The sequence below is a fragment of the Paracidovorax citrulli genome (assembly GCF_900100305.1).
In the GTDB taxonomy this organism is placed as follows: Bacteria; Pseudomonadota; Gammaproteobacteria; order Burkholderiales; family Burkholderiaceae_C; genus Paracidovorax; species Paracidovorax citrulli.
Genome location: NZ_FNEY01000009.1, coordinates 38,166 through 61,860 on the forward strand (window position 1 = coordinate 38,166; position 23,695 = coordinate 61,860).

Consider the following 23,695-nt stretch of genomic DNA (forward strand, 5'->3'; position numbering starts at 1 on the left):
TCAGAGTTGCGACTCGAGCAGGCCGGTGATGCGCTCGGCGAGCCGCTCCCGCAGGGGCCGGTTCAGCCATTCCTGGTGCGTGACCCGGCGGGACTGGCGGATGTCCTGCTCGAAGACCTCGGTCTGGCGCCGGGCGAAGGCCTCGTCATAGACGTTGAGGTTGGCTTCGTCGTTGAGGCGGAAGGAGCGGTTGTCGAAGTTGGTGGAGCCGACCGAGACGAGGCGCTGGTCCACGATCATGACCTTGCAGTGGTACATGGTGGGGCCGTAGGTGTAGATCTCCGCGCCCGCCTCCAGCAGCGGGCCCCAGGTGCCGCGCGAGGCGGACTTGACGGTTTCGGTGTCGGTGTGCTCGCCCGGGGTGACGATGCGCACGCGCACGCCGCGGCGCAGCGCGTCCAGCAGCAGGGCGCGGGTGAGTTCGTCGGGCACGAAATATGCCGCGGAAAGGTCGATGCTGCGCTCGGCCGCGGTGACGGCCATGTGGTACATGAGCTGCATGCTCTCGCTGCCGCCCGATGGCGAGCTGGAGAACATCTGCGCGCGCTGCGTGCCGGCGGGCGCGAGCTTCGGGAAATAGGCGTCGCCGTGCAGCACCCGGCCGGTGACCTTGAGCCAGTTGTCCAGGAAGGTGGCCTGCAGGTGCGCCACCGCCGGGCCGCGCACGAGGTAGTGCGAGTCGCGCCAGTGGTCCGGGTCCTGCGCGTTACCGGTCCACTCGGGCGCGATGCCCACGCCGCCGGTAAAGCCCACCACGCCGTCCGCCACGAGCAGCTTGCGGTGGGTGCGGTTGTTGAGCCGCGCGAGGTTGTACCAGTGGGGCTTGTGGAATTTCTCGATCTCCACGCCGGCGGCGCGCATCTCGTCGAGGTAGCTGTCCTCCATCTTGGAGCTGCCCACCCAGTCGAGCAGCACATGCACCTTGACGCCCGCGCGGGCGCGTTCGCTCAGGGCGTCGGCGAACTGCTTGCCGATGTCGCCGGACCAGTAGATGTAGGTCTCGAAGGTGATGGAACGGCGTGCGGCGCGGATGGCGGCGAGCATGGGCGGGAAGATGCGGTCGCCGTTCTGCAGGTCCATCACGTCGTTGCCCTCCACGATGGAAGGCCCCAGCAGGTTGCCCATGGCCCGCTCGAACTGGGGGCTGGAGGTGCCGTAGAGGCGCGGCAGCTGCTGGCGGACCTGCGGCTCGCCCGCGGTGAAATTGAGTACCAGCAACGCCGCGGCGGCGGTCGCGATGAAGGTGATCAGCGCTGTGCGCAGCGTACGGCCGGGTGTCTGCATGGCAGGGGATTGTCGAAGCCGCCGCGGGCCGCCCCTGTAGGCCGGCGCCTCCAGCCGCCTACACTGGCGGGCCTACCCGGACGGGCGCCGCGCGCCATCGATTGAATTCCTGCAGACCATGCCTCCGCCATCCTCCCGCTTCGCCTTCCCTTCCCTGCCTTCCCCGGACACCGCCGGGCCTTCCGGCGCGGCCGCCGGTCCATGGATGCCCTCGCGCCGCGGGGTGCTGGCCGCCGGCGCCGCGCTGGCGGCCGCCGTGCGGGCGGGGGCGGTGCAGGCGAAACCAGCCGCGGGCCGAGCGCCGGAAGGCGTGTGGCCCCGGGCGCTGCAGGTGCCGGGCGGCGTGGCGCGCCTGTCGCTGGGCCCGGCTGCGGAGCGGCCCCAGGCCCATGCGGGCGAGGTGCCGCTGCTGGTGCTGGGCGATGCCATCGAATGGACGGCGATCGTGGGCATCGCGCTGTCGGCGCCCACGGGCACGGCGTCGGTGCGGGTGCAGTCCAAGGGCGAGGCCCCGCGCGACATCGCCTACCGCGTGGAGCCCAAGCGGTACAAGGAGCAGCGGCTGACGGTGGCGCCGCGCACGGTGGACCTGTCCGCCGAGGACAACGCGCGCTACGAGCGCGAACGGGCGCACCAGCAGCAGGTGATGGCTACCTTCTCCACGCCGCTGCCGCGCGCCGCGGACCTGGCGATGCGCCAGCCGGTGCCCGGGCGGCGGTCCAGTTCGTTCGGGCTGCGGCGCGTGTTCAACGGGCAGGCGCGCAATCCGCACAGCGGCATGGACATCGCGGCGGCCACCGGCACGCCAGTGGTGGCGCCGCTGCCGGGCAAGGTGATCGACACGGGGGACTATTTCTTCAACGGCGGCACCGTGTGGCTCGACCATGGAGGCGGCCTGCTGACGATGTATTGCCACCTGAGCGCGATCGACGTGCAGGTGGGCGATACGCTCGCCACCGGCCAGCCGTTCTGCAAGGTGGGCGCCACGGGGCGCGTGACCGGGCCGCACCTGCACTGGGGCGTGATGCTGAACCGGACCATGGTGGATCCGGCGTTGTTCCTGCCGGCATGACGCGCCGCGAACATGGCGCTCCGCCGCCGATGCGGCCTGGCGACGGCCGGCGCAGACCCAGCCCGCGGCCCGGGGTGCGGCTCGAACCGGTGGAACGGGCCGGGCCGTCCCGCCTGCTGCGCTTCCACAAGCCCTACGGCGTGCTGAGCCAGTTCACGCCCGAGGGCCGTTGGCGCGGGCTGAAGGATTTCATCGACCTGCCGGGCGTGTACGTGGCGGGCCGGCTGGATGCCGACAGCGAGGGGCTGCTGCTGCTGACCGACGACGGCGGGCTGCAGGCGCGCATCGCCGATCCGCGCTTCAAGATGGAAAAGACCTACTGGGTGCAGGTGGAGGGCGTGCCGGATGCGGCGGCCCTGCAGGCGCTCGAGCGCGGGGTGCAGCTGAACGACGGCCCGACGCTGCCGGCGCGCGCCCGGCGCCTGGATGTGCCGCCGCCCGTGGGCGAGCGCGAGCCGCCGATCCGCGTGCGGCAGCACATTCCGGACACCTGGATCGAGCTGGTGATCCGCGAAGGCCGCAACCGGCAGGTGCGGCGCATGACGGCGGCGGTGGGGCATCCCACGCTGCGGCTGGTGCGCGCGGCGATCGGCCCCTTCGCGCTCGACGGGCTGGCACCCGGCACCTGGGCAGAGGCGGAAATTCCCGCGGCCCTCGCGGTCCGGCGGCCCGGCACCCACCGGATGTGACGCCGGGCGGCAGCGGGTCGCGGCGAACCGGGCAATGACCGCGCAGGCGGCTGCGCAGGAGAGACAATCGCGGCCATTCCACCGCGCACGGCCGCTGCAGGCAGCACCGCCGCGGCAACGCCACCCGCACAGGACGCATATGGCACCAGGCCCCTCCTCGCCCGCTGACCATCGCCGCACGCCCGCGGAGCGCACCGAGGCGGTGCGCTGGCTGGCGCAGGCGGCGGACGGCGGCTCCGCGCTCGCGGCGGTGCGGCTGGGAGCGATGTACGAGCGCGGCGGGGACGGCGAGCCGCGCCAGCTGTCGGCCGCGGAGAACTGGTACCTGCGCGCGGCGCGCCAGGGCGATGCCGCCGGGCTCTACAGCCTGGGCGCGCTGTATGCGCGGGGCAGCGACACCGTGGTGCAGCGGCCCATCACCGCCTGCATGCTGATGGAACTCGCGGCCCGCGCCCATGCGGGATCGGGCCGGGACGACGTGCTGCTGCCGGCGGGTCACAGTGCCCTGGCCGCGCGGGCCGCCCAGACGCGGCTGGCAGGCGCCCTGGGCGCCCTGGGCGCGCAGGACGCGGCGGAAGCGCAGCGGCGCGCCGACGCGTGGAAGCCGGGCCAGCCGCTGGATCTCTGACCCCGCGGGCCGGCAGGTCAGCGGGAGCGCATCACCGCCTGCGCCACCAGAGGAACAGCGCCAGGAACGTCAGGCCGAAGAACAGCGGGATCCAGGCCATGAAGGTTTCCAGCAGCGACGAGGGCCGCATGCCGGACCAGACCTCGATGCGCACCCGGTCGATGCGCAGGTCGCGGGCGGCAGCGAATTCCGCCACGGGCGCGAGCTTGCGGTCGGTCTTGAAGCCCACGGGCGGCGCGGCGCCGGCCATTTCCACCGGCTGGCCGGCGCGCAGGCCCTTGGCCACGATCTCCGGAACGACGTTCAGGCGCGCGCCGTGCCGGTTCCGGGGCGGGCATGGCGGCGCCGGCGGCGGATTCCGGTCGGCGGGGCATGCGAAGCGGTAGCATGCGGGCCGTGCCTGTTCCTCCGTCCCCCCAGCCCTCCCCCGCCCCGTCCGTCCCGGCGCCCCGCTCCTCCAGCATCTACCAGCATCCCGGCTTTCTCGCGTTCATCGTGGCGCGGGTGGCCGCCATGTTCGCCACGCAGGTGCAGGCGGTGGTGGTGGCCTGGCAGGTGTACGACCTGACCCGCGAACCCCTGGCGCTGGCCTGTGTGGGGCTGGCGCAGTTCCTGCCCATGCTGGCGCTGCTGCTGCCCGCAGGCGACCTGATCGACCGCGTGCAGCGCAAGCGCATTCTTTGCGCGAGCTGGGCCGTGGGCGCCGTGTGCAGCGCGGCGCTGTGGTGGCTCGCCGGGCACGGCGCCGCGGGGGTGACGGGCATCTATGCGGTGCTGGTGCTGTTCGGCGCCTCGCGCGCGTTCTCGGCCCCTGCGCTGCAGAGCCTGCTGCCGCAGGTGGTGCCGCGGGAGCGGCTGGCCTCGGCCATCGCAGCCAATTCCATGCTGATGCGCACGGCGGCCATCGCCGGTCCGTTCCTGGGTGGCCTGCTGTACGCGGCCGGGGGTGGCGAGCTGACGTATGCCGTGTGCCTGGTGGCGTTCGCCGTGGGGGCCGCGCTGATGCTGCGGGTGCCGGTGGCGCACGCGACCCCGCTGGGACCGGTGCTGGGCACGATGCGCGAGCGCTTCGGCGAGGGCATCCGCTTCATCCGGTCGCGGCCCATCATCCTGGGGACGATTTCGCTGGACCTGTTCGCCGTGCTGCTGGGCGGAGTGATCGCGCTGCTGCCCATCTACGCGCACGAGGTGCTGCACGTGGGGCCGGAAGGCCTGGGCGCGCTGCGCAGCGCCATGGCCATGGGCGAGGTGGGCATGGGCTTCTACCTGAGCCTGCGGCCGTTCAACCGCCGGGTGGGCGCGACGATGTTCATCGCGGTGGCCGTGTTCGGCGTGGCCAACCTGGTGTTCGCGTTCTCGACCGTGTTCTGGCTGTCGTTCGCGGCGCTGGTGGTCGCGGGCGCGGCGGACATGGTGAGCGTGTACATCCGCGGTTCGCTGGTGCAATTCTCCACGCCCGACGCCATGCGCGGCCGGGTGAGCGCGGTCAACATGCTGTTCATCGGCTCATCCAATGAACTCGGCGAATTCCGCGCCGGCACCAGCGCTGCCTGGCTGGGCACCGTGCCCGCGGCCGTGGTGGGCGGCCTGTGCACGCTCGGAGTGGTGGGGGCTTGGGCCTGGATGTTCAAGCCGTTGCGGCGGGTGGACCGGTTCGAAGAAGCATCGCCCCGGCCGGGCGCGGAGCCACCGCGTCCCCATTGATTCTCGATCCCTCCTTGGTGAATGTGGTATTTTTACCAATTCACCGATGTGATCTTTTGTGTAGTTCGGGGCTTCTCCGGAAATGCGGGACCATCGTTTTCTGATGGAATCATTTTTCGGGAGAACCGTATGAACAAAAATGCAAAAGTGCGCACCCAGCTGATGGTGGCTTTCGGCACGATGGGGGTGCTGATCCTTTTCATGTCGCTGTTCGGCCTCGCGGCGCTGGGCGACGCGACCACGCGCTTCCAGGGTTACGTGCATGGCATCGGAGCGCGGACCGCCATGACGGCCCAGTTGCGCACCGCGATCGATGAGCGCGCCATCGCCGCGCGCAACATCGTGCTGGCGACCACGCCGGCCGAGGTGCAGACGGAGAAGTCGCGCGGCGAGCAGGCCCACGCCCAGGTCCAGAAATCAATGGCGGAGCTCAAGCAGCTGATGGCGCAGGCCACGGACACCTCCGACAAGGCACGCGCGCTGGTGGCGCAGATGGACCGGATCGAACAGAGCTATGCGCCCGTCGCCCTCGGGATCATCGACCTCGCGGCGCGCGGGGAACGCGACGCCGCCATCACGAAGCTGAACCGGGAATGCCGCCCGCTGCTCGACCAGTTCGCGGCCGTCACCTCCGAGTACGCACAGCTGTCCCGAAGCAGGGCCCACGAGCTGGCCGACGACGCCGAGGACCGGCTCGGGGCGGAGCGGACCGCGCTGATCGCCGCCGCCGTGCTGGCGTTCATCATCGCCACCGTGGCTGGCCTCGTCATCACGCGCCGGCTCACGGGCGCGCTCGGGGGCGAGCCCGCGGAGCTGCGGCAGATCGCCGAGCAGGTGGCCAGCGGCGACCTCTCCCCCATGCAGCGCCAGGGCGCGGTCGTGCCCGGCAGCGTGCTCGCCTCGCTGGCGAGCATGCATTCGACGCTGGCCCACATCGTGACGGACGTGCGGCTCGCCTCGGATTCGATCTCCACGGGATCGAGCGAGATCGCCACCGGCAACGCGGACCTGAGCCGGCGCACGGAGCTGCAGGCCAGCGCCCTGCAGGAGACGGCATCGGCCATGGAAGAACTGAGCGCGACGGTGCGCCACAACGCGGACAACGCCCGTACCGCGAGCCAGCTGGCGACCGGCGCCACCGACGTGGCCAACCGCGGCGGCCAGATCGTCGAGCAGGTGGTGGACACCATGCAGGAGATCAGCGCCAGCTCACGCCAGATCACGGACATCACCGGTGTGATCGACAGCATCGCGTTCCAGACCAACATCCTGGCGCTGAACGCGGCCGTGGAGGCCGCGCGCGCGGGCGAGCAGGGGCGCGGCTTCGCCGTGGTGGCCGCCGAGGTCCGCACGCTGGCGCAGCGCAGCGCGCAGGCGGCCAAGGAGATCCGGGCGCTGATCCTGGGCAGCGTGGAGAAGGTGGACAGGGGCGCCGCCCTGGTCTCCCAGGCGGGGACCACCATGGCCGAGATCGTGGCGGAGATCCGCCGCGTGAGCGAAATCGTGGGCGAGATCAGCGTGGCGAGCGCCGAGCAGAGCGACGGCGTGCTGCAGGTGGGCCAGGCCGTGGCTCAGATGGACCAGGCCACGCAGCAGAATGCCGCGCTGGTGGAGGAAGGCGCGGCGGCGGCGGCCAGCCTGCGCGACCAGGCCCGGCGGCTGGACCAATCGGTGTCGGTCTTCCGGGTGCCAGGGATCGCCGGCGGCGCGGCGGCAACGGGTGCCGGCATCGGCTCCGAAACACAGCCCGGGCACCGGCTGGCGCTGCGCTGACCCGGCCCGCGGCCGGGGGCGCCGCGGAAGGGGACGAGGTGGACTGCGCACTAGAATCCGCGCCACCTCCTCCGTTCCACCTCCACGACACGCGTTCTCCATGCACTCCGCCACGGGCCGCGGCACTGCCGCTCATTTCCGCGCAGGTCGCCTGCCCGCGCGGGTTGCCGGATGGCTGGCCGGGCTGCTGCTGGCGGCCTGGGCCGCCGCGGCCGCGGGCGCATCGCCCGTCAAGCCACGGGAAGCAGCCCGGCCCGCACCGCGGGCGGCCGAGCCCACGGCACTGCACATCTGGCACTGCTGGGCCTCGCCCGGCGAGCACCAGCGCAGCGAGGTGCTGGCGCGGCACCTGGCGCGGCACGGCCTGCACTGGACGATCGAGGAGCCGGTGTGCGGCAACGGCAACAGCGCGCTGTCGGTGTTCACCCAGCGCTTCCAGCATCGCCTGCCGCGCCCCGCCGCGGTGATGACGGCGGGCGAAGGCGCGCCGCCGCTGGCCGCCAAGGGCCTGCTGCTGCCGCTGGACGCCATCGCGCGGGAGCAGGAGTGGGAGGAAGTCGTGCCCTATGCCCTGCAGGATTGGGCGCGCTTCCGCGGCCACTGGATCGCCGCGCCGCTGTTCGTGCATTCCACCAACCTGCTGTGGTTCAACAAGCCCCTGCTGGACCGCCTGGGCGGCACCGTGCCCGACACCTGGGACGAACTGCTGGAATTGCTCGGCCGCGCGCAGGCGGCGGGCATCGTGCCGGTCGGGATCGGCGCCGATGCGTGGGAATACTCGTTCTGGTTCGAGTCCGTGGCGGCCGGCGCGGGCGGCGCGGAGTTCTACCGGCGGTTTTTCCTGGAGCACGACCGGCGCGCGTACGACGAAGCCATCGTGCGCCGCATCTTCGCGCGCATGGCACAGCTGCGGCCCTACCTGCGCGCGAACGCCGCTTCCCGCGACTGGAGCAGCGCCAGCGACATGGTCGAAGAGGGCAAGGCGCTGCTGCAGATGCAGGGCAGCTGGCTGAACGGCGAATTGCGCCAGCGCGGGATGGAGGCCGGCCAGGACTACCTGTGTCCGCGCTTTCCGGACACGCAGGGCATGGTGCTCTACATCGGCGACCAGGTCGGCTTCGTGCGTGGCGCGCAGGTGGACCCGGCCGCGCAGCGCGTCTTCATGCGCATGGTGATGGACACGGACTTCCAGCGCGAGATGGGCATCGCCAGCGGCGCGGCGCCCGCGCGCGTGGACGTGCCCGACACGGGGGCGGACCTGTGCGGCCGCCAGGCCATCCGGGACCTGCGCAGCGCGAACATGCGCCGCACGGTGCTCGCGGCCTTCTCTGCGCTGTCGCCGCGCTCGGTGCAGCAGCACATCAACGATATCGTCATGCAGCACCTGCAGGGCCGCATCGACGACGCGCGCGCCACGCAACGGCTCAAGGACCTGATCCTGGGCACCGGGCCGGTCGGGCCCGAGCGATGAGGGCGCCGGCACGGCGCCGCCCATTCGCCATCAAATCAATAGCACCCCGTCCATTGCGGGCAAGGGATTCCGTGCTTTTCTCCTGATGAGATGGAGGGCACGCGGCGATACATCTGTGTCCGCCGGGTAAAACCTCGCCGGCCCCCTTGCGGGGCCTTGCGCGGCGGCGCACCATGCGCGCCACAGCCACTCTTCCTCCAACACCATGCTGTCCTTCGTGAACGCCGCTGTTGCCCGTGCCGCGTCCCTGCGCGATCCCGAAGATCCCGGGCCCGGGTATCCCGCCGTCGGGCGCCGCCAATGGCTCGCCACCGCTGCCGTGGGGGTGTGCGGTGCCGCCGGGCTCACGCTGGCCGCACCGCCCGGGGCCTTCGCCGCCGAAAGCGATCGCGACGCGCCCCGCTCTCCCGCGGAGGGCGCGCGCCTGCTGGACCGGCTCACCTGGGGCGCCAACGCCGCGGCACTGGAGGGCCTGCAGCACGTCGGCCCGGCGGCCACCGTGGCGGCGCTGCTGCGCCCTGCCCCGAACGCCCCGCTGCCGCCCGAGGCGCAGGCGCAGATCGACGCCATGGCCATCACCCTCACGCCGATGGAAACCCTGGCCATCGACATGCAGGCCCGCCAGCAGGCCATCAGGAACGAGCCGACCGAGGAGGCCCGCAAGGCCGCCCAGGCTGCCTACCAGCGCGACATGCGGGCGCTGCAGCGCGAGGCCGAGCGGCGCTTCGTGCTGCGGGCCGTGTACTCCCCGGCGCAGCTGCAGGAGAAGATGACCTGGTTCTGGATGAACCATTTCAACGTGTTCGCCGGCAAGGCGGACATCCGCGCCATGGTGGGCGACTACGAGGACCGCGCCATCCGCCCGCATGCGCTGGGGCGCTTCCGCGACCTGCTGGGCGCCACGGTGCGGCATCCGGCCATGCTGCGCTACCTGGACAACGCGCAGAATGCCGCCCGCCGCATCAACGAGAACTACGCGCGCGAGTTGATGGAGCTGCACACGCTGGGCGTGGACGGCGGATACAGCCAGCGCGACGTGCAGGAGATGGCGCGCGTGCTCACCGGCCACGGCGTGTCGCTGCGCCCGCTGGACGAGCCGCCACCGAAGCTCAAGCCCGAATGGGCACGCCAGTACGTGCGCCGCGGCCTGTACGAGTTCCATCCGCAGCGCCACGACTGGGACCCGAAGGAACTGCTCGGCCAGCCGCTGCAGGGCCAGGGCATGGCGGAGCTGGACGAGGCGCTGGACCGGCTCGCCCGCGCGCCGGCCACCGCCCGCTTCGTGACCCGCAAGATGGCCGCCTACCTGGTGGGCGATGCACCGCCGCCCGCGCTGCTGCAGGCGATGGCCGAGCGCTTCCAGCAGACCGACGGCCACATCGGCGCGGTGCTGCAGACGCTGTTCACGAGCGAGGCGTTCCAGGCCTCGCTCGGCACCCGGCTGCGCGACCCCGTGCAGTACGTGATGGCCGGCCTGCGCCTGGGCTACTCCGACCGCGTGCTGGCCAACCCCGATCCGGCGCTCTCGTGGCTGCAGCGCCTGGCCGAGCCGCTCTACGGCCGCGTCACGCCGGACGGCTATCCGCTGGACGCGGCCGCCTGGACCAGCTCCGGCCAGATGGCCGTGCGCTTCGAGATCGCGCGGGCGCTGGGCGGGGCCGGGACCGGCGCGCTCTACCGCGCCGAGGGGGCGCCGCCGCCGAAGGTGCGGCCCCCCGCGATCGCGCAGAACGCCGCCTTCCGCGCCATGGAGCCGCAACTGGCGCCGGCCACGCGCGTGGCGCTGGCGCGTGCCGGCTCGCCCGCGGAATGGAACACTTTCTTGCTGTCCGCCCCCGAATTCATGTACGCCTGACGGCCGCCAGGGCGTTGCGAATGCAACCGCCCACGGAGCTGCCCGTTGATCCAGGAAAGGCCTGCCATGCCGCATTCCGCCACTCCCGAACGCTCTTCCCTGCCCCGTGACGCCGCCAGCGCCGCGCCAGGCCTCGCCGGCATCGCGCCCACGCGCCGCCGCTGCCTGCAGGCGCTCGCCGCCCTGGCCGCGCCGGGCGTGCTGCAGGCCAGCCTGGCGGCCACGCCGCAGGGCACGGCGGACGCGCGCTTCCTGCTCGTCTTCCTGCGCGGCGGCTACGACTGCGCGAGCCTGCTGGTGCCCACCTCGAGCGACTTCTACTACGAGAGCCGCCCGAACATCGCCATCGCCCGCCCCGGCGCCGAGGGCGGCGCCCTGCAACTCACCGCCGACTGGGGCCTGCACCCGGCGCTGGCCGGTTCGCTGCAGCCGCTCTACGCGAAGAAGCAGGTCGCCTTCGTGCCGTTCTCGGGCACCGACGATCTCACGCGCAGCCACTTCGACACGCAGGACAGCATCGAGCTGGGCCAGCCCGTGGGCGCGCGGCGCGACTACCGCTCGGGCTTCCTGAACCGGCTGGCGATGGAACTCGGTGCCCAGCCGCGCTGGCACGACCATCTCTCGCCCATGGCCTTCACCGACACGCTGCCGCTGGTGCTGCGCGGCGGCTACGACGTGCCCAACACGGCCCTGGCCGCGGCCGGTGTGTCCAAGCCGGGCATCGACGAACGGCAGGCGGGGCTGATCGCTTCCATGTACCAGGGCACGCCGCTGGCCGCGCCCGTGGCCGAGGGCTTCCAGACGCGCGACGAGGTGGCGCGCACCATGCAGGGCGAGATGGACGCCGCCAGCCGCAACGCGCTCAGCACCAAGGGCTTCGAGGGCACGGCGCGGCGCATGGCGCGCCTCATGCAGTCGCGCTACAACCTGGGGTTCGTGGACGTGGGCGGCTGGGACACGCACGTGGGCCAGGGCAACGCCACGGGCGCGCTGGCCAACCGCTTCGAGGAGCTGGGCCGGGGGCTCGCCGCCTTCGCCGACGAGATGGGCCCGGCCTGGGCCCGCACCACCGTGGTCGTGGTGAGCGAATTCGGCCGCACCTTCCGCGAGAACGGCAACCGCGGCACGGACCACGGCCACGGCAGCGTGATGTGGGTGCTGGGCGGCGGCATCGCCGGCGGGCGCATCGTGGGCGAGCAGCAGGCGCTGGCCGCGACCACGCTGTTCCAGAACCGCGACTACCCCGTGCTCAACGACTACCGCGGCGTGCTGGGCGGCATTTTCGGGCGCATGTACGGGCTGAACGGGAACGCGCTCGCCCGGGTGTTCCCGGGAGCGAAACCGAAGGACCTGCGGCTGGCGTGAAAGACGCGCCCGGGCCCGGCCACGGAACCGTGGCGGCGCCGTGCCTCAGCCCTGTGCCGGCGCACTGGACTGGAACACGCCAGTCAGCAATTCCGGCAACCGATCCCGCCCCATGCGGAATCCGCAGGCCTGCGCATGGCCGCCGCCGCCCATGCGGGTGGCGAGCACCGAGCAGTCGTAGCCGCGCTGCGAGCGCAGGCCGACCTTGACCTGCCCGTCCTTGCCCAGCACCCACATCAGCGCGAAGGTGCCGGACTGCTGGGAGAGCATCTCGCCGATCAGGCTGTGGAAGGCGCCCGGCGCATTGACCATCAGGCCCTGTTCGCCGTCGAACACCAGCGGCTGCGCGCCGCCCGCGACATCTGCCGCGAGGTGGCGGAACTTCTCGTCCATGGCCTCGCCGCGCGCGACGAAGGCCTGCGTCTGGTCCGGCGTGAAACGGGCGATGGCGTCCCAGCGCGCGAAGTCGAACGGCTCCATGTCCAGCGCGGCGACGTAACCGGCGGTTTCAGGGTACTTCCAGTTCCAGAGGTCGCGGTCTTCGATGTAGCGCACCAGATCGGGCAGCGGCGTCTCCGCGTGGAAGAAATCCCAGGCGAGGCGCGCGCCCGACTTGTCCATGTCGAAATGGACCACGCCGCAGCGGCAGGCGAAGCCGGTGAGCTGTTCGGCGGCGCTCTTGTGGTGGTCCAGCATCACGAGGCGGGCGGCGCGCTCGTCGATGGCGCGCAGCAGATCGGGCGGGAACGAGAAATCCAGGATGTACACGTACCGGCCTTCGAGGGGCGGCAGGTCGTCCACGGACTTCGCCTGGCCGTGGGACAGGCCCACGCATTCGACCTCGCCGCCGTAGTAGCGCCAGGCGGCCAGCGCGGCGCCGAAGCCGTCGGCGCAGCGGCCGTGGTAGAGCACCAGGGGGGAAGGGTCGTCCGGCGACGGGGCCATGAGCAGGGTCTGGGGCAGCAGGGTGCGCGCGATGGCGGGGGCGGAAGTCGTCGTGGTGGTCATAGGGGCGCGATTGTCGGCGACATCGGGGCTGGCGCGCTCGCGCGCGGCGCGGAACAATGGCGCAATCGGCGGGGCAGGCATCCGGTGCCGCCCCGCCCTGCCCCCCGCCCCACTCCGCCCGAGGAGCCCCGCATGCCCGCAATCCACCCCCTCCGCCCCGGCCGCAAGGCCCCTGCACGCCTGGCCTGAACCGGCCTGCTGGCGGCCGCGCTGGCGCTCGCGGGATGCGCCAGCGCGGTGCCCGCGCCCTCCGGCGCGGACCCGGCCGAGGTGCAGCGCCATGCGGCCGACCTGGCCGAATGCCAGCGCTATGCGCAGCAGATCGGCGTGGTGATCGAGACGCTGGACGGCATGCTGACCGGCGCGCTGGTGCTGGCATCGCTCGCATGGTCCGCGGGCGGCAGCCACGATGCGGTGCGCGACTGGGCCGTGGCGGGCGGCGCGCTCGGGGCCACCCAGGGGCTGAAGCCACTGGAGCGCCGCCGCCGCGCGGTGGACAGCTGCATGCAGGCGCGCGGCCACGCGGCCGGGCCCTACCCCGCGGCGCCGCTCCCGCCGCCGCCCGCCGAACCCGCTCCCGGCACGGTGACCGGGCCCGCGCTGCCCGCCATCGCGCTGGGGGTGGACAGTTTCAGCGCCCAGCAGCTGGCGCGCGCCCAGGCCTGCAGCGCCCAGCCGGTCGCGGCGCTGGCGGCCAAGGGGCCGGGCTTCGAGACCTATACCGTGGCCTGCGACAGCGGCGACGCGCTGGCGATCCGCTGCGAGTTCGGCAACTGCCGCGTGCTGCGCTGAGCGGCCGGGCCGCGGTGGACGCGCCCCGGGGTATGCTGCGCGCCCGATGCCGCTTCCGAACGCCCCCCGCCATCCGCCCCTGGCCATCCTCCGGCAGGACGACGACCTCGTCGCCGTGTACAAGCCCGCCGGCTGGCTCGTGCACCGCACGGGCCTGGACGCGGGCGAGACCCGCTTCGTGATGCAGGCGCTGCGCGACCAGCTCGGCCGCCGGGTGTACCCGGTGCACCGGCTCGACAAGGGCACCTGCGGAGTGCTGGTGATGGGGCTGCACGCGGAGGCAGCCCGCGCGCTGTCGCAGGCCTTCGAGCAGCACCGGGTGGACAAGCGCTACCTGGCCCTGGTGCGCGGCCATGCACCGGACCGGGTGCAGGTGGACCATGCCCTGCGCCCGGACGATGCGCCGCCCGATGCCGCCGTGCAGCCGGCCCGCACGGCGCTGCGCTGCCTGGCGCGGCTGGAGCTGCCCGAGGCCAGCGATGCGCGCTTCGCCACCACGCGGGCCTCGCTGGTGGAAGCCCTGCCGGAAACCGGCCGCCGCCACCAGATCCGCCGGCACCTCAAGCACATCGCCCATCCGATCCTGGGCGACGCCACCCATGGCAAGGGCCCGCTGAACCGCTGGTGGGCGCAGCGGCTGGGTCTGCAGCGGCTCTGGCTGCACGCCTGGCGGCTGGCGCTGCCGCATCCGGCGACGGGCGAGACGGTGGTGGTGGACAGCGGCCTGCGGGGCGGGCCGCTGCCCGGCACGACGGCTGCGCCGGGCGGGGCGGGCCCGGCGGAGATGCCGGCGGCCGCGCCCGACCTGCACGACTGGCAGGCGCGCGTCCTCAGCCTCGACTGGGTCCCCCGCGGCGATGCAGCCGCCCCGGGACGCTGACGCCGCAGTCCGTCGGGGAACGCGCATGTCGAGCCCGGCAGGAAGACCTTGCCGCGCCCGGGTAGGCGCCGTCCTACCCGCTGTCGCGACGGGTGCTGCCGGGATGCCGGCTGCCCGCGGCGCACAGTCGGGGCCACTTCCGAAGACTTGATTCCCGCCATGCACAGCACCGCATCCCGCCGCCCTGACAGCAGGAGACTCCAGGCACCTTCCGGCCCATGCCGGTGCGGAGGCGCCGCATGACGGAGTGGTGGGAGGTGATCCTGGCCACGGCGGCCGGCGAATTCTCCGACCTGCCCGACCTGGAGCAGGCCACGCGCATCGTGGTGCGCCTGGGCATGGCCGGGCTGCTGGGCGGGCTGCTGGGCTGGGAGCGCGAGCACCGTGGCAAGGCCGCCGGGGTGCGCACGCACATGCTGGTGTCGATGGGCGCGGCGCTGTTCGTGCTGGTGGCCGAGCAGGAAGGCATCGCGCCCGCGGACAACAGCCGCGTGCTGCAGGGCATCATCGCGGGCGTGGGCTTTCTGGGCGCGGGCACCATCCTCAAGAGCGACGGCGCGCACCAGATCCGGGGGCTCACCACCGCCGCCGGCATCTGGCTCACCGCGGCGATCGGCGTGGCGGCGGGGCTGGGCCGCGAGGCGACCGCGCTGCTGAGCACGCTGCTGGCCCTGCTGGTGCTGGCCGCGGAGCCGATCGCGCAGCGGCTGCTGTACGGGCGCAGCGCCCCCGCGAAGGACGACGCGGCGGCAGCCGGGGAACGCCGGGCCGCGGCAGGGGCGCGATCGCCCTCGTCGGCGCAGGACCATGGCAGCGAGACCGGCTCCACGGGCGGCGGGCCGCCCGCCGCGTCCTGAAGTTTTCCAGGCCCCGCCTTTCGCAGGCCCGGCAGCGCGGACAGCCGGGGCCGCGGAGGGTCAGCGTGTCCGCCGGCGCGCGGCCGGGTCGGGGGAGAAATGCGGACCCGCCCCCTCCGCGCCCAGGGCGTCGTCCGGGTTGCGCAGCGGACAGGCGCGCAACGAGAGACAGCCGCAACCGATGCAGCCATCGAGCTGGTCACGCAGGCGCGTGAGCGTGGCGATGCGTTCGTCGAGTTCCTCGCGCCAGGCGGCCGACAGGCGCCGCCAGTCGGCCACGGTGGGCGTGCGGCCTTCGGGCAGGGCCTGCAGGGCGCCCGCGATGGTCGCCAGCGGCAGGCCCATGCGCTGCGCGATCTTGATCACGGCCACGCGCCGCAGCACGGAGCGCGGATAGCGGCGCTGGTTGCCGGCGCTGCGCACGCTGGCGATCAGGCCCTTGGATTCGTAGAAATGCAGGGCCGATACGGCCAGCCCGCTGCGTTCGGCGACCTCGCCCACCGTGAGTTCGGGAACGTCGGCACGGCCGGGCCGGCGGGAACGGGCCTCGGCGGCCGGACGGATGGATGCGCCGGGGGTGGCGGACGGGGGGGCATGGCGGGAGGCTGGCGGCATGGCTCGGCGGGGTGGCGGAAATGGGATGGAAAAAGCGGTTGACCTCAAGTTTAGTTGAGGTTCCATACTGCAGGGCATGCGGTCGCCGCCCCACGGCGTCCACCCTTCACGACCCGAGGATTTCCCATGATTTCTCACGCATCTGCCGCGGCTTCCGCCACTGTCTCCCGTCCCGTGCTGTCGTTCGCCAACCCTCCGGGGCTCCATGATCCCGCCCCGAATGGCTATTCCCACCTGGCCGTCGTGCAGGGGCCGGTCCGCACCGTCCACGTGGCCGGCCAGGGCGGGGAGGATGCCGCTGGCCGGCTGGCCGGAGGATTCGATGCCCAGGTACGCCAGGCGCTGGCCAATCTGTGCACGGCGCTGGCCGCAGCGGGCGCCGCGCCGAGCGACGTCGCCCGCCTTACCGTGCTGGTGGTGGACCACTCCGAAGAGCGGCTGCGGTCCTTCGGCGCCGCGCTGCGAGCGTGCTGGGGCGCGGCCGCCCTGCCGGCCTGCACGCTGATTCCGGTGCCGCGCCTCGCGCTCGACGGCATGCTGTTCGAGATCGACGCCACGGCGGTGCTGCCGGCGGCGTGAGCCTCCCGGCCCCGACACCTCCCGCGGGCGGATGGCGCCACGGCGCCCCAGGCCCATTTCCCTTCCACAGACCGTTTCCTTTGCCCATGCAATCCAGTTCCCCCTCCTCTCCCGCGTCCGACGCGCTGCATGCCCAGGCTCCGGCCGGACTGTCCACCCCCGTCCTGCTGCTCATGGCCACGGCCTGCGGCCTGTGCGCGGGAGCCAACTATTTCAACCAGCCCCTGCTGCATTCGATCGCGGTGCAACTGGGCGTGAGCGAATCCCGCGCCGCGTTCACCGTGACGATCTCCCAGGTGTCGTACGCGGCGGGCCTGCTGCTGCTGGTGCCTCTGGGCGACAAGCTGGAGCGGCGGCGGCTGGTGGTGGCGCTGATGGCGCTCGCGGCCTGCGGGCTGTTCCTGAGCGGCTTCGCCGGCAGCTTCGGCGCGCTGGCCGCCGGCACCCTGATCACGGGGTTGTTCTCCGTGGCGGCGCAGGTGCTGGTGCCGATGGCGGCGGCGCTGGCGTCGCCAGGGCGCAGCGGCCGCGCTGTGGGCCTGGTGATGAGCGGCCTGCTGGTGGGCATCCTGGCGGCACGCAGCGTGGCGGGGCTGCTGTCGGGCGTGGGCGGATGGAGCCTGGTGTACCGCGCGGGCGGCGTCGCCATGCTGGCGGTCGCGCTGGCGCTGTGGTTCGTGCTGCCGGCACTGCGCACGCCCCACCCGCCGAGCTATGCGCAGGTGCTGCGCTCGCTGGCCACGCTGGCGCGGCAGCACCCGCGGCTGCGCAGCCGGGCACTGCTGGGCGGGCTGTCGTTCGGCTCGGTGAGCGTGCTGTTTTCCACGATGGCGCTGATGCTGGCGGGGCCGTCCCACCAACTGGGCGATGCGCAGATCGGGCTGGTGGGGCTGGCGGGCGTGGCGGGTGCGCTCATGGCCAACTGGGCGGGCCGCATGGCCGACCGCGGCCACGAGCAGGGGACGACCCGGGCTTCCGTGCTGCTCGTGCTGGCCAGCTGGGGGGCGCTGTGGCTGGGCGGCACCAGCCTGCCGTGGTTCCTGGCGGGCGTGCTGGCGATCGACCTGGCGCTGCAGGGCGTGCACATCAGCAACCAGAACGTGATCTACGCCCTGGCGCCGCAGGCGCGCTCGCGGCTCAACGCCGTCTATATGACGACCTACTTCGCCGGGGCCGCGCTCGGGTCCGCGCTGGGTTCGGCGGCATGGCAGCACGGCGGCTGGGACGCCACCTGCGCCGCCGGCCTGGCGATGGCGGGCGCGAACTGCGCCGCGATGTGGCACGACGCCCGGCTGGCCCGGCAGGCGCCACGCCGCGCATGAGCGCAGGCGCGCACTGGCGGCGTGGTCCGACACGGCCTCCCCGGCCGCACCGGTGTAATGCATGTCAGAAGGCCCCGCACGCCGCGCGGCCGGCCCACCCAACCATGCATTGCGAGGAGGACCGACCCATGCACGCAGAACACGCGACCATCCACGGCGAAGTGACCTACCGCGAGGGCGACGGCATGCCCATCGCGATTCCCGAAGGCCCGGTGGAGCTCACCCATGCGGACGACAGTGTCACGGTGAGCTGGAAAGAGCCCGACGAGAACGCCGCGGGTGTCGCCGCCCTGCCGCGCCATGAATACGACCGCTACGTGAAGGAAGGCAAGATCGTCACCGGCGGTGGCGCCGGCGGTGGCGCTGGCGATGGCGGCGGCGACTGATCCGCCTTCGCGACCGGCCTGCGGGGGATCCGCAGGCACCCGTTGCCCGGCATTCCGGGCCACCAGGCGCCGTGCATGCGCCCCCACGAAGACATTGAACAGGTTCCGGCCGGACGGTCCGTTCAGCGGATCGACAGGGCGCCCGCCGCCTGCGCCAGCTGATCGAGCGCGGCTTGCAGATCGGCCTCCAGCGGCCGGTCCGGGCGCTGGATGAAGGGGCAGGTCAGCACGGCCAGCGCCTGGCCCTGCGGCCCCCGCACGGGCACGCAAATATCGGTCACGCCGAAGGCTTGCTGGCTGGCCCCCTGCCAGAAGCCCTGGGCGCGGATGCGCTCCAGGATGGTCTGCAGCTCCGCAGGCTGCATGGGCCCGTCGCCCTGCACGCCCTGCTGCGCCTGGTGCTCGGCCAGCATCTCGGCACGCCGCTCTTCGGTCTGGAAGGCCAGCATCACGTGCCCCGAGGCCGTGTCGATCAGGCTCACCCGCACGCCCAGGCGGATCGACAGGCCCCAGTTGCCCGGGCCGTTGACCTGGGCAACCACCGTGATTCCCCCCCGGTTGTAAATGCCCAGATGGCAGGACTGCTGCGCCGCGGTGGCGAAGCCTTCCATGAACGGCAAGGCCTGCGACACCATGCGTTCCATGGGCGGATGGCTGTGCCCCAGCACGAAGAGCTTGAGGCTGAGCGCGTAGCGGTCGCCCTGGGGCGAGCGGGTGACGTAGTCGCGCGCCACCAGCCTCTCGAGCATGCGGTAGATCTCGCCCGGACTGCGGCCCATGGCCTTGACGATCTCGGCGCGGGTGAGGCCATGGGGCTGGCCGGCCAGCAGCTCGAGGATGTCCAGCCCCTTGTCCAGGGCGGGAGCGCGGTAGCGATCGGTGTCTTCTGTCATTTCGGGGAAGGGGGGATGGGAAGGCCTGTGCCGGAAGGGCCCCGGGGGCGCGCCGGTGCGCATTCTCCAGGCAATCGCGCGGCGACGTGCCTGGCAATTTGCCGTGGCAGCGTCGCCACGGCAGCAGGGTATCCCCTCATTGGCGCTGCAGGCCCCTCGTTTTTACATTGTTCTCCAGTGAATCAACCGTTCATATATGAACTTGGCGATGAAGCCCTACCGGGGCTTCGCGGCCAGCCTCTGCCCGCGAGGTCGGTGGCTCCAAGGCCTCCGGCGCGGATGCGCGCCACGGGCGGGTGACTGCCGGGCGCAGCCCGGTTTTCTTTCGATCGGCAAAGTTACTACAACGGAGATAAATGCTGTGAATACGCATTCCAGAACAACCCTGGCGGCCGCGGCCGCGCTGCTGGCTGCGGCCGGTACATTGCCCGGCGCCGCGCACGCGCAGTCCGCCGTCACGCTCTACGGCCGCGTGGTCGCCGGCGTGGAATACATCGACAAGATCGCCGACCCCGCCACCGGCCAGGCCCATTCGCTCACGCGCGCCGCCGACAACCAGTGGGGAACGAGCATGATCGGCTTGCGCGGCAAGGAAGACCTGGGCGGCGGCCTGAGCGCCGTCTTCAACCTGGAAGGCGGCTTCAGCGCCACCAAGGGCACGACCGGCACCGCGTTCTTCAATCGCCGTTCGCTGGTGGGCCTGAGCAGCGCGAGCTGGGGTACCTTGATGGTGGGCAAGAACCTCTTCAACAGCAACGACGTCTGGAACATCGATCCCACGGGCCAGCAGTTCATGAGCAGCGCGACGCTGGTGCGCGGGCGCAACTGGCCGGGCGTGAACAACCTCATCGAATACACCACGCCCAACTTCGGCGGCTTCACCGCCAACGTGCAGGTGGGCCTGGGCGAGCAGACGGGCTCGAACAAGCAGTTGCGCAACGAAGGCCTGTCGCTGGCCTACGCCGCGAACGACCTGGAAGTGCGCGCCATGTTCAACAGCCGGCGTGATGCCAACGGCAACTACAGCGACGCCTACAACTATTCCAGGGACGCGATCCTGGGCGGTACCTACCGCATCGGCGCGGCCAAGCTGTTCGCCGCCTACGAAGCCATCTCCGCCCCCGACGCCGTGGCCGGCGCGCCCAGCAAGCTCAAGCACGGCTGGCTGGGCGTGCGCTACGACGTGACGCCCGCGCTGACCCTGATCGGCGCGGGCTACCGCGTCAGCGCCAACCGGGGCAACGGCAATGCGACGCTGCTGATGGTGGGCGCGGACTACTACCTGTCCAAGCGCACCTTCCTGTACGCGTCGCTGGGCGGCGTGAACAACAGCTCCACCGCCAACTACGCGGCCGACGTCACCGTCAACGGCCCGGGCGCCGGCGCATCGCAGCGCGCCGTGTACTTCGGCATGGGCCACTCGTTCTGAGGGGGCCTGTCCCGGTTTTCTGTTTCTTCATTGCGAGCCGGTGGACCGGCATTGGGGTTGCCATGCGGGGCGTGGCAGCCCTTTTTTGCCTGGCGCACGCCTGCGCCGTGGTCAGGCGCCTTCGCCGCCTTCGGCTCCGCTGGCGGGACGCCCTCCCTTGCGGCGCGATTCGCGCTCGGCCTTCCTGGCGGCCCGGGCGGCTTCCTGCACCTGCGCCGCCGCGCTCCAGGCCTCGAATTCGGGGGGCGTCTCCAGCGTGATGCGCCCCAGGATGGCACTGCGGAAATCCGTCATCACCAGCTCGGCCGCCTTCTGCAGATTCACGCGTCCGCCCGACATCACGGCCCCGCGCTTGCGGGCGATGAGCGCGAGCAGCTCGTCGTCGTGCAGCGCCGCGATCGCTGCCGCATCCAGCCCGAGGCGGTAGCGCGCGTCCAGCAGGGGCGCGTAGTGGCGCTGCAGGTAGGCCAGCAGTTCCAGCGCCACCTCTTCCTCGTCGTAGGCGTTGCGGCCCACCGCGCCGCTCGCGGCGAGCTTGTAGCCGCTCTCCGGGACGGTGATGCGCGGCCACAGCATGCCCGGGGTGTCCCACAGGTAGAAATCATCGTCCAGCACGATGCGCTGCTCGAGCTTGGTGATGCCGGCCTCGTCGCCGGTCTTCGCCTGGGTCTTGCCGGTGAGCGTGTTGATCAGGGTGGACTTGCCCACGTTGGGAATGCCGCAGATCAGCACGCGCATCGGCTTGGCCATGCCGCCGCGCTGCGGCGCGAGCTGCCGGCAGGCCTCGATCAGCCGGCGGGCCGGCGCGGTGTCGGAAGCATCCAGCCCGATGGCGCGGGTATCGGGGCGGGCGTTGTACCAGTCGAGCCAGGCCGGCGTGCGGCCGGCATCGGCCACGTCCTGCTTGTTCAGCACCTTGAGCGTGGGCCGGTGGCCGGTGAGCTCGGCCAGCAGCGGGTTGGCGCTGGAGCCGGGCAGGCGTGCGTCCAGCAGCTCGATGACGACGTCGATGTCCTTGATGCGCTCGCCGATCGCCTTGCGCGTGGAATGCATGTGGCCGGGAAACCATTGGATGGCCATGGGAGGGAACTCTGGTTGTGCGTTGGAAAGAGAGGCGGGCGGGAAACGCGGCAGACCGGGCGCACGGATAATCGCCCGTCCGGCGCCCTGCCCCGCCCCCGTTGTTCCACCGATTGTCCCAGACCCGCCCATGACCCGCGCCTCTCCCACGCCGCCACCCGCTTCCGATACCACCCGGCGGCAGGCGTCCGAAATGCTCTTCAAGGGCGTGACCTGCGCGCTCATCGGCATCGTCATCCTGCTGGCGCCCCATTACGCGCGTTCGTTGAGCGTGCGCGACCTCATGGGGCAGATCCACGTGGTCGGCTGGTTCTCGCTCGTGCTCGGGCTGGCCTTCATGGGCCGCTGGGCCTGGCAGCGCTGGCGCGGCGGCCCCCGGTGACCGCGCCGCACGGCCCGCAGGCGCTCCCGGCGGGCCTCCCGCCCCTGCGCACCGCAGGCGACGCGGCGCAGGCTTTCGCCAGCCTGCAGGCGCTGGCGCAGTCCCGTGGCGTCGCGCTGCGGCCGCCGCCCGAGCCACCCACCACCTGCTGCGGCCGCGGCTGCAACGGCTGCGTCTGGGAAGGCTTCTACGCCGCCGCGCACTGGTGGTGCGAAGACGCGCAGGAGGCGCTGGCGTCCCCTCCGCCGGGCAGGCCCGCGGCCCCTGCCGCCTGAGCGACCCACGCCGGCAGCCGGCGCGGCAGTTATTTCGTGGCCCCGGGCACTCTACGGTATTGCTGTCGCGTTATTCTCTGCCCATGCATGCCACTGCGCCCCCTCCCCCCGAGCCGGCCGACGCCTCCCTGGAGGGTATGCATTCCACCGCCCGTGCCCTGGCGGCCCGCCACGCGCCGCAGCGCCTGGAAGCCGTGGAGGCCACGGGCCTGCTCGACTCCCCCGCGGAGCCGGGCTTCGACAGCCTGACGGCGACCGCGGCCCGCCTGCTGGGCGCCGCGGCATGCTTCATTTCCGTCGTCGATGCGCGGCGCGACTTCTACAAGAGCCAGTCCGGCTTTCCCGAGGCGCTGGCCCGCGCCCGCGAAATGGAGGGCCTGACGTTCTGCCACTTCACGCTGGACCGGGACGATGCGCTGGTCATCCGCGACACGCACACCGAGCCGCAATGGCGCGCCGTGCCCACCGTGCAGAGCCTGGGCGTGCGCGCCTACGTGGGCGTGCCCCTGAAGGCGCACGGGCAGAACATCGGCAGTTTCTGCGTGATCGACACGCGTCCGCGCGCCTGGACGGACGACGAGCTGGAGACCATCCGCCAGCTGGCCGTCTCCGCGGCGCGCGAACTGGACCTGCGCACCGCCCTGGCCGCCGCGCAGGAGGCCGCAGCCACGGCCCGCGCCCAGGCCCTGGCGCGCGAGCGGGTGCTGGCGGTGGTCGCGCACGACCTGCGCACGCCGCTGCAGGTGCTGCAGCTCAGTGCCACGCACATCCAGCGCAGCGCGGAGGCGCCGCCGGACGCGGTGGTGCAGCGCATGCTGTCGGCCGTGGGCATGATGGCCTCGCTGGTGGAAGGCCTGCTGCGGCCGTCCGATTCGGCATCGACCGTGCAGGCCCTGCCGCTGGCGACGCTGGCCACCGACGCGGTCGAGATGATGGCGCCCATCGCCGAGAAATGCGGCATCGCGCTCGTGCTGGGGCCGGTGCCCGACACGCTGGTGCGGGTGGACTACGGCCAGATGGTGCGGGTGCTGGGCAACCTGATCTGCAATTCGCTCAAGTATTCGCCCGAGGGCAGCACCGTGCGCATGGCCGGCACCTGCAGTTCGCCGCACGCCGCGCGATCGGTCGAACTCACGGTGGCGGACAACGGCATGGGCATGGGCCCGGAAGAAGTCGCCCGCGCGTTCGAGCCGGGCTGGCAGGGCGAGACGGCCCGTGCCCGCAAGGATGGCGTCGGCCTGGGCCTGGGCATCGTCAAATCCCTGGTGGAAGCCAACCGCGGCCAGGTGCGCATGGAAAGCCGCCCCGGCCAGGGCACCTCCGTCACCATCACGCTGCCGCGCGCCTGAGCGGGGC

General features: G+C 72.3%; 24 protein-coding genes. 18 read left to right on the plus strand and 6 right to left on the minus strand.

The window, feature by feature from the left end; translation table 11 throughout:
- Entirely contained in the window at window positions 1–1,284 is a 1,284-nt protein-coding gene (locus tag BLR99_RS08225; protein WP_011795404.1) for a phospholipase D-like domain-containing protein, read from the minus strand.
- Window positions 1,285–1,489: 205 nt separating this feature from the next.
- Here BLR99_RS08225 and BLR99_RS08230 point away from each other — a divergent pair, with 205 nt between their 5' ends.
- The 3 genes from BLR99_RS08230 (at window position 1,490) to BLR99_RS08240 (ending at window position 3,673) form a co-directional block, all read left to right on the plus strand.
- Window positions 1,490–2,356 carry a M23 family metallopeptidase gene (locus BLR99_RS08230; protein ID WP_048857383.1) on the plus strand — a complete coding sequence of 289 codons (867 nt, stop codon included), beginning with the start codon at window positions 1,490–1,492 and terminating at the stop codon, window positions 2,354–2,356.
- A gap of 29 nt (window positions 2,357–2,385) precedes the next feature.
- Window positions 2,386–3,045: a pseudouridine synthase gene (locus BLR99_RS08235; RefSeq protein ID WP_011795401.1), complete on the plus strand. Its 660-nt coding sequence runs from the start codon at window positions 2,386–2,388 to the stop codon at window positions 3,043–3,045.
- 139 nt (window positions 3,046–3,184) lie between these two features.
- Complete coding sequence (locus BLR99_RS08240) at window positions 3,185–3,673, plus strand: tetratricopeptide repeat protein (RefSeq protein ID WP_228194000.1); 489 nt, start codon at window positions 3,185–3,187, stop codon at window positions 3,671–3,673.
- Between the two features lie 31 nt (window positions 3,674–3,704).
- On the opposite strand, the gene BLR99_RS08245 is transcribed toward BLR99_RS08240, so the two are convergent.
- On the minus strand, window positions 3,705–3,959 hold the full coding sequence (locus BLR99_RS08245; RefSeq protein WP_017440457.1) for a hypothetical protein: 255 nt from the start codon (window positions 3,957–3,959) through the stop codon (window positions 3,705–3,707).
- Between the two features lie 50 nt (window positions 3,960–4,009).
- Here BLR99_RS08245 and BLR99_RS08250 point away from each other — a divergent pair, with 50 nt between their 5' ends.
- The 5 genes from BLR99_RS08250 to BLR99_RS08270 all read left to right on the plus strand — a co-directional run bounded on the left by BLR99_RS08250 (window position 4,010) and on the right by BLR99_RS08270 (window position 11,841).
- Window positions 4,010–5,377 carry an MFS transporter gene (locus BLR99_RS08250; RefSeq protein ID WP_074687013.1) on the plus strand — a complete coding sequence of 456 codons (1,368 nt, stop codon included), beginning with the start codon at window positions 4,010–4,012 and terminating at the stop codon, window positions 5,375–5,377.
- A gap of 129 nt (window positions 5,378–5,506) precedes the next feature.
- Window positions 5,507–7,150: a methyl-accepting chemotaxis protein gene (locus BLR99_RS08255; RefSeq protein ID WP_011795398.1), complete on the plus strand. Its 1,644-nt coding sequence runs from the start codon at window positions 5,507–5,509 to the stop codon at window positions 7,148–7,150.
- Window positions 7,151–7,250: 100 nt separating this feature from the next.
- On the plus strand, window positions 7,251–8,621 hold the full coding sequence (locus BLR99_RS08260) for an ABC transporter substrate-binding protein (RefSeq protein WP_048857382.1): 1,371 nt from the start codon (window positions 7,251–7,253) through the stop codon (window positions 8,619–8,621).
- A 205-nt stretch (window positions 8,622–8,826) separates the two neighbouring features.
- Window positions 8,827–10,476, plus strand: a complete 1,650-nt coding sequence (locus tag BLR99_RS08265; RefSeq protein WP_011795396.1) for a DUF1800 domain-containing protein — start codon at window positions 8,827–8,829, stop codon at window positions 10,474–10,476.
- A gap of 66 nt (window positions 10,477–10,542) precedes the next feature.
- Window positions 10,543–11,841 (plus strand): DUF1501 domain-containing protein, encoded by a 1,299-nt coding sequence (locus BLR99_RS08270; RefSeq protein WP_011795395.1) that lies wholly within the window; start codon window positions 10,543–10,545, stop codon window positions 11,839–11,841.
- Window positions 11,842–11,886: 45 nt separating this feature from the next.
- Here BLR99_RS08270 and BLR99_RS08275 read toward each other — a convergent pair whose 3' ends face one another.
- A complete protein-coding gene (locus BLR99_RS08275; protein ID WP_011795394.1) occupies window positions 11,887–12,849 on the minus strand; it encodes a DHH family phosphoesterase in 963 nt (320 codons plus the stop codon).
- A 237-nt stretch (window positions 12,850–13,086) separates the two neighbouring features.
- Between BLR99_RS08275 and BLR99_RS08280 the strand changes: the two genes are divergently transcribed.
- The 3 genes from BLR99_RS08280 (at window position 13,087) to BLR99_RS08290 (ending at window position 15,378) form a co-directional block, all read left to right on the plus strand.
- Window positions 13,087–13,641, plus strand: coding sequence for a glycine zipper family protein (locus BLR99_RS08280; protein WP_011795393.1), 555 nt, complete (start codon window positions 13,087–13,089; stop codon window positions 13,639–13,641).
- Between the two features lie 46 nt (window positions 13,642–13,687).
- Window positions 13,688–14,521 (plus strand): pseudouridine synthase, encoded by an 834-nt coding sequence (locus BLR99_RS08285; RefSeq protein WP_011795392.1) that lies wholly within the window; start codon window positions 13,688–13,690, stop codon window positions 14,519–14,521.
- A 239-nt stretch (window positions 14,522–14,760) separates the two neighbouring features.
- On the plus strand, window positions 14,761–15,378 hold the full coding sequence (locus BLR99_RS08290; protein WP_011795391.1) for an MgtC/SapB family protein: 618 nt from the start codon (window positions 14,761–14,763) through the stop codon (window positions 15,376–15,378).
- Window positions 15,379–15,438: 60 nt separating this feature from the next.
- On the opposite strand, the gene soxR is transcribed toward BLR99_RS08290, so the two are convergent.
- Window positions 15,439–15,993, minus strand: coding sequence for a redox-sensitive transcriptional activator SoxR (gene soxR / locus BLR99_RS08295; protein WP_011795390.1), 555 nt, complete (start codon window positions 15,991–15,993; stop codon window positions 15,439–15,441).
- 126 nt (window positions 15,994–16,119) lie between these two features.
- Between soxR and BLR99_RS08300 the strand changes: the two genes are divergently transcribed.
- From BLR99_RS08300 to BLR99_RS08310, 3 genes are all read left to right on the plus strand, one after another.
- Window positions 16,120–16,572, plus strand: a complete 453-nt coding sequence (locus BLR99_RS08300; protein ID WP_011795389.1) for a RidA family protein — start codon at window positions 16,120–16,122, stop codon at window positions 16,570–16,572.
- Between the two features lie 86 nt (window positions 16,573–16,658).
- A complete protein-coding gene (locus BLR99_RS08305; RefSeq protein ID WP_074687015.1) occupies window positions 16,659–17,894 on the plus strand; it encodes an MFS transporter in 1,236 nt (411 codons plus the stop codon).
- Between the two features lie 128 nt (window positions 17,895–18,022).
- Window positions 18,023–18,280 (plus strand): hypothetical protein, encoded by a 258-nt coding sequence (locus BLR99_RS08310; RefSeq protein ID WP_011795387.1) that lies wholly within the window; start codon window positions 18,023–18,025, stop codon window positions 18,278–18,280.
- Between the two features lie 122 nt (window positions 18,281–18,402).
- Here the strand turns inward: BLR99_RS08310 and BLR99_RS08315 are convergent, their stop codons facing one another.
- Window positions 18,403–19,173 (minus strand): IclR family transcriptional regulator, encoded by a 771-nt coding sequence (locus BLR99_RS08315; protein ID WP_011795386.1) that lies wholly within the window; start codon window positions 19,171–19,173, stop codon window positions 18,403–18,405.
- A gap of 361 nt (window positions 19,174–19,534) precedes the next feature.
- Between BLR99_RS08315 and BLR99_RS08320 the strand changes: the two genes are divergently transcribed.
- Window positions 19,535–20,602 carry a porin gene (locus BLR99_RS08320; protein ID WP_011795385.1) on the plus strand — a complete coding sequence of 356 codons (1,068 nt, stop codon included), beginning with the start codon at window positions 19,535–19,537 and terminating at the stop codon, window positions 20,600–20,602.
- 111 nt (window positions 20,603–20,713) lie between these two features.
- Here the strand turns inward: BLR99_RS08320 and ylqF are convergent, their stop codons facing one another.
- Window positions 20,714–21,682 carry a ribosome biogenesis GTPase YlqF gene (ylqF, locus tag BLR99_RS08325; RefSeq protein ID WP_011795384.1) on the minus strand — a complete coding sequence of 323 codons (969 nt, stop codon included), beginning with the start codon at window positions 21,680–21,682 and terminating at the stop codon, window positions 20,714–20,716.
- Window positions 21,683–21,812: 130 nt separating this feature from the next.
- Between ylqF and BLR99_RS08330 the strand changes: the two genes are divergently transcribed.
- The 3 genes from BLR99_RS08330 to BLR99_RS08340 all read left to right on the plus strand — a co-directional run bounded on the left by BLR99_RS08330 (window position 21,813) and on the right by BLR99_RS08340 (window position 23,688).
- The gene (locus tag BLR99_RS08330; RefSeq protein ID WP_011795383.1) at window positions 21,813–22,064 is read left to right on the plus strand and encodes a hypothetical protein; all 252 of its coding nucleotides are present in this window, start codon (window positions 21,813–21,815) and stop codon (window positions 22,062–22,064) included.
- A gap of 44 nt (window positions 22,065–22,108) precedes the next feature.
- Window positions 22,109–22,339: an oxidoreductase-like domain-containing protein gene (locus BLR99_RS08335; RefSeq protein WP_041827965.1), complete on the plus strand. Its 231-nt coding sequence runs from the start codon at window positions 22,109–22,111 to the stop codon at window positions 22,337–22,339.
- Window positions 22,340–22,476: 137 nt separating this feature from the next.
- A complete protein-coding gene (locus BLR99_RS08340) occupies window positions 22,477–23,688 on the plus strand; it encodes a GAF domain-containing sensor histidine kinase (protein ID WP_228193999.1) in 1,212 nt (403 codons plus the stop codon).
- Window positions 23,689–23,695: the final 7 nt, after the last annotated feature.